The organism is Xanthomonas sp. NCPPB 1128, assembly GCF_001043115.1.
In the GTDB taxonomy this organism is placed as follows: domain Bacteria; phylum Pseudomonadota; class Gammaproteobacteria; order Xanthomonadales; family Xanthomonadaceae; genus Xanthomonas_A.
Window position 1 is genome coordinate 36,981 of the sequence record NZ_LFME01000026.1, and the last position, 14,873, is coordinate 51,853.

At 71.0% G+C, this 14,873-nt stretch carries 14 protein-coding genes and 1 tRNA gene; 7 read left to right on the forward strand and 8 right to left on the reverse strand.

The features are described from left to right. Window positions 1-25: 25 nt before the first annotated feature. From ACP93_RS15360 to bioB, 3 genes are all read right to left on the reverse strand, one after another. Window positions 26-379, reverse strand: coding sequence for a DUF7079 family protein (locus ACP93_RS15360; RefSeq protein ID WP_048491543.1), 354 nt, complete (start codon window positions 377-379; stop codon window positions 26-28). Next, entirely contained in the window at window positions 376-1,581 is a 1,206-nt protein-coding gene (gene bioF, locus ACP93_RS15365) for an 8-amino-7-oxononanoate synthase (RefSeq protein ID WP_048491544.1), read from the reverse strand. Before bioF ends, ACP93_RS15360 begins: the two co-directional genes overlap by 4 nt. 105 nt (window positions 1,582-1,686) lie before the next feature. Then, window positions 1,687-2,730 carry a biotin synthase BioB gene (gene bioB / locus ACP93_RS15370; protein WP_048491545.1) on the reverse strand — a complete coding sequence of 348 codons (1,044 nt, stop codon included), beginning with the start codon at window positions 2,728-2,730 and terminating at the stop codon, window positions 1,687-1,689. Between the two features lie 73 nt (window positions 2,731-2,803). Here bioB and ACP93_RS15375 point away from each other — a divergent pair, with 73 nt between their 5' ends. Beyond that, window positions 2,804-3,511: a ComF family protein gene (locus ACP93_RS15375; protein ID WP_106407119.1), complete on the forward strand. Its 708-nt coding sequence runs from the start codon at window positions 2,804-2,806 to the stop codon at window positions 3,509-3,511. A 227-nt stretch (window positions 3,512-3,738) separates the two neighbouring features. After that, complete coding sequence (locus ACP93_RS15380; RefSeq protein ID WP_048491547.1) at window positions 3,739-4,245, forward strand: SecDF P1 head subdomain-containing protein; 507 nt, start codon at window positions 3,739-3,741, stop codon at window positions 4,243-4,245. A 197-nt stretch (window positions 4,246-4,442) separates the two neighbouring features. On the opposite strand, the gene ubiA is transcribed toward ACP93_RS15380, so the two are convergent. Next, window positions 4,443-5,345 carry a 4-hydroxybenzoate octaprenyltransferase gene (gene ubiA, locus ACP93_RS15385; protein WP_048491548.1) on the reverse strand — a complete coding sequence of 301 codons (903 nt, stop codon included), beginning with the start codon at window positions 5,343-5,345 and terminating at the stop codon, window positions 4,443-4,445. Between the two features lie 328 nt (window positions 5,346-5,673). On the opposite strand from ubiA, the gene ACP93_RS15390 reads away from it, so the two are divergent. Next, window positions 5,674-5,750 (forward strand) — tRNA-Arg (locus ACP93_RS15390). 245 nt (window positions 5,751-5,995) lie between these two features. Further along, window positions 5,996-6,832, forward strand: a complete 837-nt coding sequence (locus tag ACP93_RS15395; RefSeq protein ID WP_048491579.1) for an alpha/beta fold hydrolase — start codon at window positions 5,996-5,998, stop codon at window positions 6,830-6,832. Between the two features lie 78 nt (window positions 6,833-6,910). Here the strand turns inward: ACP93_RS15395 and ACP93_RS15400 are convergent, their stop codons facing one another. Further along, window positions 6,911-8,464 (reverse strand): YifB family Mg chelatase-like AAA ATPase, encoded by a 1,554-nt coding sequence (locus tag ACP93_RS15400; protein ID WP_048491549.1) that lies wholly within the window; start codon window positions 8,462-8,464, stop codon window positions 6,911-6,913. A 13-nt stretch (window positions 8,465-8,477) separates the two neighbouring features. Further along, window positions 8,478-8,747, reverse strand: a complete 270-nt coding sequence (locus tag ACP93_RS15405; protein WP_048491550.1) for a ubiquinone biosynthesis accessory factor UbiK — start codon at window positions 8,745-8,747, stop codon at window positions 8,478-8,480. Window positions 8,748-8,923: 176 nt separating this feature from the next. Between ACP93_RS15405 and ACP93_RS15410 the strand changes: the two genes are divergently transcribed. After that, window positions 8,924-9,262, forward strand: coding sequence for a P-II family nitrogen regulator (locus tag ACP93_RS15410; RefSeq protein WP_010341856.1), 339 nt, complete (start codon window positions 8,924-8,926; stop codon window positions 9,260-9,262). Window positions 9,263-9,432: 170 nt separating this feature from the next. Here ACP93_RS15410 and ACP93_RS15415 read toward each other — a convergent pair whose 3' ends face one another. Continuing rightward, window positions 9,433-10,164, reverse strand: coding sequence for a hypothetical protein (locus ACP93_RS15415; protein WP_048491551.1), 732 nt, complete (start codon window positions 10,162-10,164; stop codon window positions 9,433-9,435). A gap of 261 nt (window positions 10,165-10,425) precedes the next feature. Next, window positions 10,426-11,277, reverse strand: a complete 852-nt coding sequence (speE, locus tag ACP93_RS15420) for a polyamine aminopropyltransferase (RefSeq protein ID WP_048491552.1) — start codon at window positions 11,275-11,277, stop codon at window positions 10,426-10,428. Between the two features lie 302 nt (window positions 11,278-11,579). Between speE and speA the strand changes: the two genes are divergently transcribed. After that, the gene (gene speA, locus ACP93_RS15425) at window positions 11,580-13,469 is read left to right on the forward strand and encodes an arginine decarboxylase (protein WP_048491553.1); all 1,890 of its coding nucleotides are present in this window, start codon (window positions 11,580-11,582) and stop codon (window positions 13,467-13,469) included. 202 nt (window positions 13,470-13,671) lie between these two features. Beyond that, the gene (locus ACP93_RS15430) at window positions 13,672-14,823 is read left to right on the forward strand and encodes an acyltransferase family protein (protein WP_228136067.1); all 1,152 of its coding nucleotides are present in this window, start codon (window positions 13,672-13,674) and stop codon (window positions 14,821-14,823) included. Window positions 14,824-14,873 lie beyond the last annotated feature (50 nt).

Genomic DNA, 14,873 nt, shown 5'->3' on the forward strand with positions numbered 1-14,873 from the left:
CAGGAAGGCCGCTTCGGCCGCCGCGTCAGTTCGCCGCGCGTTGCGCCAGCACCTGCGGCAGCAGCAGGCGCCACTGCCGGCGCGGATAGTCGCGGGTGCGCCAGGCGGACACGCGATGCGCACCGCGGCACTGCTGGATCGCCGTGCTCAGCCAGTCGCCGTCGATGCCTTGCCAGGCGCCCGCGGGCGTCAGCAGGTTCGGCGCCAGCCGCGGATGCACGTCCTCGCGCAGCATCTGCCACAGCGCGTCGGTGGCGAACGGCGAGGCGGCGAGCACGCCGGCGATATGCGCATGGCGTGCGTCGACCGCATCGTCCAGGTACAGCTCGGCCAGCGCGTCCCACACCGCGCGTCGCGCGGCGAGGTCGGTTGCGCTCACGCCGGCACGCCGGGCGGGTGCGCGGCCACGCGATCGCGGGCCAGGGCCAGCGCATCGAGCAACGCCTGCACCTGCGCCGGCGTGTGCAGTGCCGACAGGGTCACGCGCAGCCGCGACTTGCCTTCCGGCACGGTTGGCGGGCGGATCGCCGAGACCAGGTAACCGGCCTGTTCCAGCGCCGCCGACCACGCCAGCGCCGTGCGCTCCTCGCCGCACAGCAGCGGCTGGATCGGCGTGTCCGAGGCCATCAGCTCCAGGCCATGGCGGCGTGCGCCGCCGCGGAACAGGACGATCAGTTCGACCAGCCGCTCGCGCCGCCACTGGTCGCGCCGCGCCAGCTTGACCGCCGCCAGCGACGCGGCGGCCTGCGCCGGCGGCAGCGCGGTGGTGTACAGATACGGCCGTGCGGTTTCGGCCAGGTGCCGGATCAGCGCCGCATCGCCGACCACCGCCGCGCCGTAGCCGCCCAGCGCCTTGCCCAGGGTCACCAGCTGCAGCGGCACGTCGTCGACACCGAGGCCGGCCTCGGCGACGCCGCCGCGCCCATGCGGGCCGACCACGCCGACGCCGTGGGCGTCGTCCACGTACAGCAGCGCCTGCTGCGTGCGTGCCACCAGCGCCAGCGAGCGCAGCGGGGCGACGTCGCCGTCCATGCTGAACACGCCATCGGTGGCCAGCATCGCCGCGCCATCGGCGGCGTGCTTGAGCTGGCGCATCGCGCCTTCGGCATCCAGGTGCGGATAGCGGCGCAGGCGGCAGCCGGCCAGGCGGCTGGCGTCGAGCAGGCTGGCGTGGTTGAGCCGGTCCTGCACGCACACGTCCTCTTCCTCGCTCAGCAGCGCCTGCTGTACCGCCAGGTTGGCGATGAAGCCGCTGCCGAACAGCAGCGCCTGCGGGTAGCCGAGCCAGTCGGCGATCTCGCGTTCCAGCGCCTCGTGCAGCGCGTGGTGGCCGCACACCAGGTGCGAGGCGGTGGCGCCGGCGCCGTCGCGCGCGGCGGCGTCCTGCAGGGCGGCGACCACTTCGAACTGCTGCGCCAGGCCCAGATAGTCGTTGCTGCAGAAGCCGGTCAGCCAGCGGCCGTCGAGTTCCAGGCGCACGCCGTCGCGGCGGCCGACGCTGCGGCGCACGCGCAGGCGCCCCTGCGCTTCGCGCAAGGCGCGCGCGGACTGGATGCGGTCGTGCAGGTCGGGACGGGCCATGGGCGCGGGTGGGGCATCTGGCGGATTAGCGTAGCGCGTCCCCGGTCGGGCCGGGCGCCGCCGGCGATGGACGGCCGGATCGGCGGACGGACGCGCGACCGGGATTCAGACCAGGGCGGCGGCGATCGCCGGCGTGGGATGGGCGGTGATGTCCGCATGCACGGTGCCGGGATGGTCGTGCGCGTCGGCGTCCACCATCACCTGCATCGGCCGCAGCCCCAGCCGCGCGAACAGCGCTTGGTCGCGCTCGGTATCCGGGTTGCCCGTGGTCAGCAGCTTCTCGCCGTAGAAGATCGAGTTGGCGCCAGCGCAGAAGCACAGTGCCTGCAGTTCGTCGCTCATGCTCTCGCGCCCGGCCGACAGCCGCACCATCGCCCGCGGCATCGCGATGCGGGCCACGGCAATCGTGCGCACGAACTCGAACGGGTCCAGCTCGACCGTGCCGTGCAGCGGGGTGCCGGCGACCTGCACCAGGCCGTTGATCGGCACCGAATCCGGATGCACCGGCAAATTGGCCAGCGCCTGCAGCAGGCCGGCGCGCTGGTCGCGCGACTCGCCCATGCCGACGATGCCGCCGCAGCAGGTCTTCAGCCCGGCGTCGCGCACGTGGGTCAGCGTGTCCAGGCGGTCCTGGTACTGGCGGGTGTGGATGATCGAGTCGTAGAAATCCGGGGCGGTGTCCAGATTGTGGTTGTAGTAGTCCAGCCCGGCCGCCTTCAGCGCCTGCGCCTGGGTGCCGTCGAGCATGCCCAGGGTCGCGCAGGTCTCCAGGCCCAGCGCCTTCACCTCGCGGATCATCTCCGCCACCTTCGGGATATCGCGGTCCTTGGGCGAGCGCCAGGCCGCGCCCATGCAGAACCGTGAGGCGCCGGCGGCCTTGGCCTGGCGCGCCTTGTCCAGCACCGCCTCGGTGCTCATCAGCTTCTGCGCCTCCACGCCGGTGGCGTAGCGCTGCGCCTGCGGGCAGTACGCGCAGTCTTCCGGGCAGCCGCCGGTCTTCACCGACAGCAGCGTGGACACCTGCACCTGCGCCGGATCGAAGTGCTCGCGGTGCACGGCGGCAGCGCGGTGCAGCAGCTCCGGGAACGGCAGATCGAACAGGGCGAGCAATTCCTGGCGTTGCCAGTCGTGTCGGACGACAGCGGACATGGGGGTTTCCTGACGGTCAGCGGCTGGGAAAGCGGGCAGTCTGGTGAGCATGGAAACTCCTGTCAACTTCACGATGCCCTGTTTGGTTGACGGTGCATGGCGCTGGCTGCAGCACCGCCTGCTGCCGGAACGCTGCCTGGTCTGCGGGGAGTCCGGCGTGCCGGGCCTGGACCTGTGTGCGGCCTGTCGCGATGGCGTGCCCTGGAATGCGGCGACCTGTTGCCGCTGCGCGCTGCCGTTGCCGGCGCTGGATGCCGAGCAGATCTGCGGCGTGTGCCAGCGCCGGCCGCCGCCGCTGGAACGGGTCGCCAGCGCCTGCGTGTACGCCGCGCCGGTCGATGGCCTGTTGCGCCGCTTCAAGTTCCACCAGGATCTGGCGGCCGGGCGCGTGCTCGCCGCGCTGCTGCAGGCACGCTGCGCGGCCTTGCCGCGGCCGCAAGCGCTGCTGCCGGTGCCGCTGCATCCGGCGCGGCTGCGCCAGCGCGGCTACGACCAGGCGCTGGAACTGGCGCGGCCACTGGCGCGCGCGCTGGCGCTGCCGCTGTGCCTGGAGTTGCAGCGGGTGCGGGCGACCGCGGCGCAATCGGAACTGGATGCCCACGCGCGCCGGCGCAATCTGCGCGGCGCGTTCGCGGTGCCGGCGTCGGCGGTGCTGCCGGCGCACGTGGCCCTGGTCGACGACGTGATGACCACCGGCGCGACCCTGCACGCCGCGGCAAAGGCGCTGCGCCGCGCGGGCGTCGAACGGGTCGACGCCTGGGTGGTGGCGCGGGTGCCGTGAGCGTGGTGCGTCTATCGTGCGTGGTGCAGATGGGTGGCTCCGCTGCAAAGCACACGCGTCGCGCGGTTATTGCCTGTCGTGGGAGACAACCGCTACGCGTGGCGTTGCGTGCATATCGGCCGATGTGCCGCAGCGGCGATCTCCACCAAGTGCCTGTGCGCATCAACGGTCGGCAGGTGCGCGCGGCGTTATGATCGCGACGACGCCAACAACGAAAGGAGCGCGCGATGCGCTGGAAGGCTTTGGGTCTGTCGATGGCGCTGTGTGTCTTCGGTGTCGCCGGCTGCGGATACGGCAAGGCGCCGGACGCCGCTGCTGCCAGCCCGGTCAAGGCGAAGCTCGAATGGCGCCTGGCCAGCCATGCGCCCACCCCGGACGCTGTCCAGGCCGACTACCACGGGCAGCCGCTGTACCTGGCGCCGCAGGCGCTGCTGGTCGTCGAGGATGCGGCGACCGTGTCGCTCGCCGACAACGGCGATGGCCAGCCAGCGCTGGATCTGCGCTTTCCTGGACACGGCCAACGCCTGACCCAGGCCACCGAGCAGAACGTCGGCAAGCCGATCGCCCTGCTGGCCGACGGCCGGGTGCTGACCGTGGCCACGATCATGGCGCCGTTGCCGGGCGACAGTCTGCGGATCAGCGGGCTGCAGGACATGCAGGAACAGCAGCGGGTGTTCGCGCTGTTGACCCACGCGCCAGCCGCGTCCGCGCCAGCGCAGGAGGCCAAGCGCTAGAACGCATCGGTGCGAGCAGGCGCGGCGGATGCCGCGTCCTGGTCAGGTTCCGCGTGGAGCGAGTCGGTGGCCTGGCCGGCGTCCGGGGGCGCGCCTGGACGTCGCTGTCAGCATGGCGCGTCGGCGGCGCCAGCCTTTTGCCAGGGCCTTGGGCAGGTTTCAAAGCACGACGCACGCTGCGTGAGCGATGACAGGTCCTAGCCTGCGCGCAGCGCCAGCGCCGCGGCGATGCCGGCGAAGATGGCCAGGCCGACCCAGTTGTTGTGCAGGAAGGCGCGGAAGCACGCCGCGCGTTCGCGGTGCCGGGCCATGCGGAACTCGGCGGCCACCAGCAGCGCCGCCACGCCCAGGCCGGCCCAGTACCACACGCCCAGTTCCGCACGATGGCCGACGAAGGCGAGGGCGACGAACATCAGCGCGTACAGCACGCCCTGGATGACCAGGTCCAGTTCGCCGAACAGGATCGCGGTGGACTTGGAGCCGGCACGCAGGTCGTCCTCGCGATCGACCATCGCATACCAGGTGTCGTAGGCCGTGGACCAGAGGATGTTGGCCGCGTACAGCAGCCAGCCCAGCGCCGGTACCTCGCCGCGCACCGCGGCGAAGGCCATCGGGATGCCCCAGCCGAAGGCCATGCCCAGATAGACCTGCGGCAGGTAGGTGTAGCGCTTCAGGTAGGGATAGCTGGCGGCCAGGAACAGCCCGACCACGCTCAGGCCGATGGTCAGCGCGTTCATCGTCAGCACCAGCGCGAAGGCCACCAGCATCAGCACCGCGAACACCGCCAGCGCCTCGCGGCCGCTGACCGCACCGGTGGCCAGCGGCCGGCTGCGGGTGCGCTCGACCTGCGGGTCCAGCCAGCGGTCGGCGTAGTCGTTGATCACGCAGCCGGCCGAGCGGGTCAGCCAGACACCGGCGGTGAACACGAACAGGGTCCACAGCGGCGGCACCCCGTCGGCGGCCAGCCACAGCGCCCACCAGGTCGGCCACAGCAGCAGCAGCGCGCCGATCGGCCGGTCGCCGCGCAGCAGTTTCCAGTACTGGCCCAGGCGCGCGCGCGGCGGCAGTGCGGCAGGCGTTTCGTAGCGTTCGTAACCCATCGCGCAAGGGTAGCAGCCGCGTCGTGCGGGCGGCAGCACGTGGCGTCGCAGCAGTGACATGCGTTGCCGTGCCTGGGGTCGGCGAAGGTGGGGCGCCCGTTCGCAGAGCTGACAGTGTGCTGTCCTGGCGTCCGCCTTTGCGCGGACCATGCAGGCAGACCAGGATGCGCGCGCGCTCAGCACTGCAGGCCGGGTCGCCATGTTTGCCTCGAGGCCGGGTGGCGCGCGGGTGCAGCGTGCCCGGCGGCCGGTCGCAGGCAACGCCATTGCTGGCCAGGACGCGTGGGGGAGACGCGGCCCGCGAATGTCGTTAGAATGCGCGTCCGTTGCGCCCGTAGCTCAGCCGGATAGAGTAGTGGCTTCCGAAGCCATTGGTCGGGGGTTCGAATCCCTCCGGGCGCGCCACCCCGTACTGCCCCTGCTTCCTCTGCATCGTTTTTCCGACGATCGCCTTCTCGGCAAACAGACTCGCTGGCGCCGCATCGCGCCTGCCAGCGACGCGGCTATCGTATGCGCATGTCGGCGCTCATCTTCCCTGTCTTTGCTTTCTTGTCTGCCCGTCCTGCCGCCTGCTGCGCCGCAGATGCCGGCACCGCTGACCTGCGCCTGCGCATCACGCGCGCTGCCCGGATCCGCGAGCGGGCATGACCATGCAACGTCTCGCCAGTCCGCGGACGGCCTTGCCCAAGCCCGCAGTGCGCCGGCTCGGTGCGGACGACGCGCTGGCCTATCTGCGGGTGGGCGAGGGCGCGCCGGTACTGCTGGTACATGGGGCCTTGTGCGACTACCGCTACTGGGCGCCGCAGCTGCGCGGCCTGGCCGACCGCTTCCAGCTCAGCGCGTTGAGCCTGGGCCAGTACTACCCGCGGCTGCCGTCTTCGTCGCAGCATGCGTTCGGCTGGCGCTGGCATGCGCAGCAGCTTGCCGCCTTCATCGCCGAGGAGGCGCGGCCGGTGCATCTGGTCGGCCATTCCCGTGGTGCCGCCGTAGCCTGGCAGGCGGCGCTGCTGCGTCCGGATGCCATCGCCAGCCTGACCCTGTTCGATCCGGGCGGTCCGCAGCCGCAGGGCCTGCCGGCCGAGGTGCAGGCGGTCCGCGCGCAGGCGATCGCGCTGCTGCAGGGCGGCCAGGTCGAGGCGGGCCTGGAATGCTTCGTCGATTCGGTCAGCCAGCCCGGCGCCTGGGCGCGCAGCAGCGCGAGCTTCCGGCAGATGGTGCGCGACAACGCGCAGACGCTGGTGCCTCAGATCGCGGATGCACTACCGGCGTACCGGCCCGAGCAGGCCGCTGCCCTGGCGATGCCGGTGTTGCTGGTCGCTGGCGAACGCAGCCCGGCCCAGTACCGCGACAACGCCGCCGCGCTGGCGGCCTGGCTGCCGCAAGCGCGCCATGAGGTGCTGGCCGGTGCGTCGCACGGCATGACCTTTACACACGCGCGCCGCTGCAATGGATTGATCGCCGATTGGGTGGACTCTGCCAGCGGGTGAGCGCGTAAGGCAGGAAGACGCGCTCGTTGACCGCTGCCAGGTATCGAAGGAGCGGCGCACGTGCTGCCTGCGGCTTCTTCAACCGACCAGGCGGCGTGCACCGGGTGGCGTCGGACCCACTGCGTTCGCCGTCGCCTCCCCACGATCCAACTGCCGGTAGGCGATGGCCTCGGTCAGGTGCGCGGTGGCGATGGCGTCGCTGGCGTCCAGGTCGGCGATGGTGCGGGCTACACGCAGGATCCGATGCAGCGAGCGCGCCGACAGCCGCAGGCGTTCGATGGCCTGCTCCAGCAGCGCCTCGTCGCGCGGCTGCAGGCGGCAGTCGCGCAGGGTCTCGCTGTGGCCTAGCTGGCCGTTGGGCCGCCCGGCACGTGCCTGCTGGCGTTGCCGCGCCTGCTCCACGCGCTCGCGCACGGCGGCGCTGGCCTCCCCGGGCGGGGCGTCGGCGCGCAAGGCCTGCGGCGGCAGCCGCGGCACCTCCACGTGCAGGTCGATGCGGTCCAGCAGCGGGCCGGAGATGCGCGCGCGGTAGCGCCGCACCGCGTCCTCGCTGCAACGGCAGCGGCCGCTGGGGTCGCCGGCCCAGCCGCAGGGACAGGGATTCATCGCCGCCACCAGTTGGAAGCGCGCGGGAAACTCGGCGCTGCGCGCCGCGCGCGATACGGTCACCTGGCCCGACTCCAGCGGCTCGCGCAGCACTTCCAGTGCATGCCGGTTCCATTCCGGCAATTCGTCCAGGAACAGCACGCCATGGTGCGCCAGCGAGATCTCGCCCGGACGCGGGTGGGTGCCGCCGCCGACCAGCGACACCGCACTGGCGGTGTGGTGCGGTGCGCGGTACGGGCGCTGCCGCCAGCGCGACGGGTCCACGCCGCGGCCGCTGACCGAGGCGATGGCCGCGCTCTCCAGCGCCTCGGCTTCGCTGGCCTCGGGCAGGATGCCGGGCAGGCGCGAGGCGAGCAGGGTCTTGCCGCAGCCGGGACTGCCGATCAGCAAGAGGTGGTGATGCCCGGCCGCGGCGATCTCCAGGGCGCGCCGCGCCTGCGCCTGGCCGCGCACGTCGCTCAGGTCGGGAAAGGGCGCTGCGACCGCCGGCGGCGCTGTGGCCGCAGGCAGGGTCTTGCTGCCGTTGAGCAATCCGCAGACCTCCAGCAGGGTGCGCGCGGTGAAGGCTTGCACGTGTTGCGCCAGTGCGGCCTCGGCACCGTTGTCGGCCGGCACGATCAGGGTGCGCCCGGCCTGGGCGGCAGCCAGCGCGGCGGGCAGGACGCCGTCGACCGGGCGCAGTTCGCCGGTCAGGGCCAGTTCGCCGAGGAATTCGTACTGGCCGAGCACCTGCGGGTCGAGCTGGCCGGCGGCGGCGAGGATGCCCAGCGCGATCGGCAGGTCGAAGCGGCCGCCTTCCTTGGGAAGGTCGGCCGGGGCCAGGTTGACGGTGATCCGCCGTGCCGGGAATTCGTACTGCGCGCAGAGCAGGGCGGCGCGGACGCGGTCGCGCGACTCGCGCACCGCCGCCTCGGGCAGGCCGACGATCTGGGTGGCCGGCAGGCCGCCGGACAGATGGACCTCGACCCGAACCGGAGGCGCAAGCACCCCCGCGCGGGCACGGCTGTGCACCAGCGCCAGGCTCATGGTGGCGGGTGGATCAGGCGTTGGGGCTGGGCGTGTGCCCGCTGCGCGCCGCTTCCAGCGCGGTGACGCTGCGCTCCAGCGCTTCGAGCTTCTCGCGCGTGCGCAGCAGCACCGCGCGCTGCACTTCGAACTCCTCGCGGGTGACCAGGTCGAGCTTGCCCAACCCGGCCTGCAGCGCGCTCTTGAAGGTGCTCTGCAGTTCGTCGCGGGACTGGCGCAGGCCCGGCGGCACCAGGTCGCTGAGGCGGCGGGCGAGGTCGTCGAGATGGTTGAGGTCGATCATGGCTGTGCTCCGGCAGGTGGCGTCAGAGTGCGGCACCCCGCAGGTCGGGACCATCGGGATCGGACGCGGCGCGCTGTCGGAAAATTCCGGCGTTGGGGGCGCGCGGCCATTGAACCCGACGGCCGCCGATCGCGCAACCGCGCTATCCTGAGGCCATTGTGATTGGAGAACGCCGCATGAAGATGATCATGGCCGTGATCAAGCCGTTCAAGCTCGACGACGTGCGCGAAGCGCTCGCCGCGCAGGGCGTGGCCGGCATCACCGTCACCGAGGTCAAGGGCTTCGGCCGGCAGAAGGGCCACACCGAGCTGTACCGCGGCGCCGAGTACGTGGTCGATTTCCTGCCCAAGGTGAAGCTGGAAGTGGCGGTCAGCGAGGACCAGGTCGAGCGCGTGGTCGAGGCCATCGTCAAGGCCGCCGCCACCGGCAAGATCGGCGACGGCAAGGTCTTCGTCTACGACTTGGGCACGGTGGTGCGGATCCGTACCGGCGAGCTGGACGCGGACGCGCTGTAGCGCAGTCACCGCGCCCGCAGCGGCGTGGCATGGATGGTGTCGGGTGTCGTGTAGGAGCGGCCTCAGCCGCGATGGGCGTTCCCGATAAAACCTGTCGCGGCTGAAGCCGCTCCTACAGGCATGGCGGGCCAGCCGGATGGGCCGGCCGCCACGCTGCGCCAGGCGCCGACTCAGACGCCGCCGTAGCCGCGGCCGAGGGTGAGCCAGAACGTCGCCACCACCAACACCGCCACGGCGATCGTCGTGCGGCTGGACGGTAGCAGCAGCGGCGCGCGCGACCGGCGCGACAACGCAATGACCATCAGGCCGATCGGTGCCAACAGGCCTTCCTGCGCCGCCTCGCGCAATGCCGGCAGCACCGGGCCGGTGTAGAACAGCACGCTCACGCAGGCCACCGCGCCGGCACTGGCGTAGGCCATCACCATTGGCCTGCCTTTCGGCAGCCACGGGGCGATGGCGCGCAGCACCTGCAGATACAACCAGGCACCGGCCAGTCCCATCCCCAGCCGCCATGCCCAGGCCGGATGCAGAGCGAGATCGCGCAGGACGAAGGCCAGGTCGCCGTCATCGGTGACCGCGGAGAACAGCAGGTAGCCGGCACCCCACAGCCCGTTGAAGGCGGCGATCAGCGCGAGCGCCAGGCGCGGCGTGTCCGCGCGACGGCGGCGTGCCGCCAGGATGCAGACTGCGGCCACGCACAGATTCGCCAGCGGGCCGGCAGCATCGACGATCGGTTGGCCAGGCTTGCAACGGAAGTACACCGACGTGAGCCAGCGGACCGTGCCGCCGCTGCCCAGGCAGGCCAGGCCATGGCCCACCGCTTCGTGGGCGACGCAGGCGACGACGAAACCGATCGCGGCCAGGGCGCACAGGGTCCATGGCGACGTCGGCTGGGAGCGCATCGGAGGCTCGCGATGTGGTACCGCGGAAGATCGGGGCATCGTCGCACGATACCCGGGCCAGCGCGCGCGCCATCGCCAGCACTTGCGCAGTGAGCGATCGGAGCAACCCGCGCGGCGATGCCATGCGCGAGGCGCAGGCACGCCGGCGCTGCGGCGAATGCGCTGATGCTGGAGCCGGCCTGGAGTCGAGGGCCGAGGCCGCGCCCGCGACTCGCAGCATCGGCGCACGTCCAGCGCGCCGATGCCGAAGGGAGCCCGGGCTTAGCCGCCCAGCGCCTCAGCCACGAACGGCGGCAGCACCTGGGTGCCGGTGTGCAGGTGCGCGCTGTAGTAGCGGGTGGCGAACGGCTTGGCCGCGGCGTCGTCCTGGCGGAAGTCGAAGCCGCCCTGCTTGCGCGCCATGGTCACGCTCCACCAGCCGGTCGGGTAGCACGGCTGCGGGAACGGCACGGTGTGGAAGCTGGCGAAGCCGGCCTTGCCCATCTCCGCGCGCATTTCCTTGATCAGGTCCAGCAGCGCCAGCGGCGATTCGGACTGCTGCACCAGGATGCCGTCGTCCTTCAGCGCCTTGAAGCAGCTCTCGTAGAACGCCTTGTTGAACAGGCCTTCGGCCGGGCCGACCGGGTCGGTGGAGTCGACGATGACGATGTCCACACTGCCGGCCGGGCAATTGGCCATGTAGGCCACGCCGTCGTCGAACAGCAGCTCGGCGCGCGGGTCGCCGTTGGAGTCGCACAGTTCCGGGAAGTACTTCTCGGCCATGCGCGTGACCTGCTCGTCGATGTCGCACTGCGTGGCGCTCTCCACGCCCGGGTGCTTGAGCACTTCGCGCAGGGTGCCGCAGTCGCCGCCGCCGATGATCACCACGCGCTTGGGCGCGGCATGGGTGAACAGCGCCGGGTGGCTGATCATCTCGTGGTAGAAGAAGTTGTCGCGCGTGGTCAGCATCACCGCGCCGTCGATCACCATCAGCTTGCCCCAGTCGGTGGTGTCGTAGATCTCGATCTTCTGGAACGGCGACTGCACCTCGTCCAGCTTGCCGGTGATGCGGTAGCCGATGGCCGAGCCGGTGGGCTGGAAGTGTTCGATGTACCAGTTGTCGTTGGCGCTCATGGAATGTCCTAGGAAAGCAAAAAGAATGCAGCGTTTCCTTCTCCCCCCGGGAGAAGGTGGCGCGAAGCGCCGGATGAGGGCCGGGCGCAGCCTCGCGCAGCTGAGCCACGCGAGGCCGTTACCGCATCCTCTCCGGATGAGGGGCGGACACAGCTCTGCGCATCCAGCCCGCACCATGCACCCGCGAACCCGGCCCGGCTCCACCCGGAGCCGAGGGCGTCGGAACGGCGCGGATTGTAACGGACCCCACGCGTAGCAGGGGTTACAATCCACGCCCTTTTTCCGTCAGCCGAGCCGCCACGATGAGCGATTGGTCCCTCGACCAAGCCCGCAAGACCTACTCGATCCCGCACTGGGCCGACGGGTACTTCGACGTGGACGCGGCCGGCCGGCTGGTGGTGCGGCCGCAGGGCGCCGATGGCGTGGCGATCGCGCTGCCGGAGGTGGTGGACGCCGCGCGCGCAGCCGGCGCCAAGCTGCCGATGCTGGTGCGCTTCCCCGACATCCTCGGCGAGCGCCTGGGCAAGTTGCAGGCCGCCTTCGCCCAGGCCCAGGCCGACTGGGACTACGCCGGCGGCTATACCGCGGTGTACCCGATCAAGGTCAACCAGCATCGTGGCGTGGCCGGCACCCTGGCCAGCCACCAGGGCGAGGGCTTCGGCCTGGAGGCCGGCAGCAAGCCGGAACTGATGGCGGTGCTGGCGCTGTCGCGGCCGGGCGGGCTGATCGTGTGCAACGGCTACAAGGACCGCGAGTACATCCGCCTGGCGCTGATCGGGCGCAAGCTCGGCCTGCAGACCTTCATCGTCATCGAGAAGCCGTCGGAGCTGAAGCTGGTGCTGGAGGAGGCGCGCGCGCTGGACGTGAAGCCGGGCCTGGGCGTGCGCATCGGCCTGGCCTCGCTGGGCGCGGGCAAGTGGCAGAACAGCGGCGGCGACAAGGCCAAGTTCGGGCTGTCGCCGCGGCAGGTGCTGGACCTGTGGAAGACCCTGCGCGACACCGAGTACGCCGACGCGCTGAACCTGCTGCACTTCCACATGGGCTCGCAGATCTCCAACGTGCGCGACATCGCCAACGGCATGCGCGAGGCCACCCGCTACTTCGTCGAGCTGTCCAAGCTGGGCGCCAGGATCAGCCACGTCGACGTCGGCGGTGGCCTGGGCAGCGACTACGAAGGCACCCGTTCGCGCAGCTATTGCTCGATCAACTATGGCCTGCATTCCTACGCCAGCAACATCGTGCAGCCGCTGGCCAGCGCCTGCGAGGAGCACGGCCTGGCGCCGCCACGCATCGTCACCGAGTGCGGGCGCGCGATGACCGCGCACCACGCCGTGTTGATCGCCAACGTGTCCGAGGTGGAGCAAGCGCCGGAAGGCCGCGTGCCGGACGCGCACGACGACGAGCCGGCGGCGATCCGTCACCTGCGCGAGATCCACGCCGAACTGGACCAGCGCCCGGCGGTGGAACTGTTCCAGGAAGCGCAGCATTTCCACGCCGAAGGCCTCAGCGGCTACGCCCTGGGCCAGATCGACCTGACCCACCGCGCGCGCATCGACGACCTGTTCTATGCCATCGCCCATGGCGTGCGGGCGCGGCTGAGCCATGAGGAAAAGAGCCACCGTCCGGTGCTGGACGAACTCAACGAGCGCCTGGTTGACAAGTACTTCGTCAACTTCAGCGTGTTCGAGTCGATTCCCGACGTATGGGCGATCGACCAGGTGTTCCCGATCGTGCCGATCGAGCGCCTGAACGAGGCGCCGGTGCGGCGCGGCGTGGTCTGCGACATGACCTGCGATTCCGACGGCATGGTCAAGACCTATGTCGAGAACGAAAGCCTGGACAGCTCGCTGCCGCTGCACGCGCTGCGTCCGGGCGAAAGCTATCGCATCGGCTTCTTCCTGGTCGGCGCGTACCAGGAAATTTTGGGCGACATCCACAATCTGTTCGGCGACACCGACGCGGTCGAAGTGGCGGTGGCCGGCGACGGCTACCGCATCGCCCAGCAGCGCCGCGGCGATACCACCGACGTGATGCTGGACTACGTCGGCTACCGCCTGGACGACCTGCGTGCCGCCTACGCCGAACGCGTGGCCGCCGCGCAGTTGCCGGCCGCGCAGGCGACGGAACTGGCCGATGCGCTCGAGGCCGGCCTGACCGGCTACACCTACCTGTCGGACGAACCGCTGAGCTGACAGCGCGCGCGACCCGCTAAAGCCCCTCTCCCCTCGGGAGAGGGGTTGGCGTGAGGTAGGCTCGTGCACGCAATCCTGGGTTGGCCGCCTGACGCCGCAGCTGCGTCTTCTAGGCGCGATCGCACGGACGCCAGTGAACGGCTGCTGCCGCAACCGGCAACGTAGCCAGTAAGCTGCACCCTCCCCACCGCCACCTTCTGCGATGCGCTATCCCGGCCTCGACCTGCTGCGCGCCATCGCCATCGTCTGGGTGATGCTGTTCCATTCCTTCGTGGTCGGTGGGCTCGGACCGGACTGGGAGTGGCTGTCGCGCTACGGCTGGATGGGCGTGGATCTGTTCTTCGTGCTCAGCGGCTTCCTGATCGGCGGCCAGGTGCTGGCGCCGCTGGCGCGCGGCGAGCCGCTGCGCTACGGCGATTTCTACCGGCGCCGCGCCTACCGCATCCTGCCGGCCTACGCGGTGGTGCTGGCGTTGTACCTGGCCTGGCCCGGGTTCCGCGAAGCGCCCGGGATCGCGCCGTGGTGGCTGTTCGCCAGCTTCACCCTCAACCTGGGCATCGACTACGCCAACCAGCAGGCGTTCTCGCATGCCTGGTCGCTGTGCGTGGAAGAACACTTCTACCTCGTGTTCCCGCTGCTGGCGGCGTGGATGCTGCGGCGGCCGTCGGCGCCGCGTTTCGTGGCGCTGTGCGTGGCCGTGGTGCTGGCCGGCATCGCCCTGCGCTGTGCGATCTGGCTGCACGACAGCGCGCTGGATCGTATCGGCACCGGGCTGCAGCGCAACTGGTTCATCGAGGATCTCTACTACCCCACCTGGAACCGCCTGGACGGCCTGCTGGCCGGCGTGGCGTCGGCAGTGCTGAAGACCTTCCGGCCGCAGCACTGGCAGCGGCTGCAGTGCCACGCCAGCGTCGTGGCGCTTGCCGGCATCGTGGTCTGTGCGCTGGCGATGTGGCTGTTCCGCGATCGCACCGGCCTGCTCGGCAATGCGATCGGCTGGCCGGTGCTGTCGCTGGGCCTGGCGCTGCTGGTCGGCGCTGGCGCCTCCACCCAGGGCTGGCTGGGGCGTTGCCGGGTGCCCGGCGCCGCCTGGCTGGCCGCGGTGTCCTACAGCCTGTACCTGAGCCACAAGGCCGCGTTCCATCTGACCCAGGCCTGGTTCGGTGGGTTGCTGGACGGGCGCGGGCCGCTCGCCTTCGCCGCCTATGCCGGCATGGCGCTGCTGTTCGCGGCTGTCCTGCACTACGCGGTGGAGCGGCCGTTTTGCGCCTGCGCGAGCGGCGCGGCGCCGCGGCTGTCGCGACCGCGCATGGTTGAACGCACGGTTTCCGATCCGCGCGGCACGTCCTGGTGAAGCGCGATGGCAATCCTTTAAGACCGCGACCAGCGGCGGCGTCAACATGT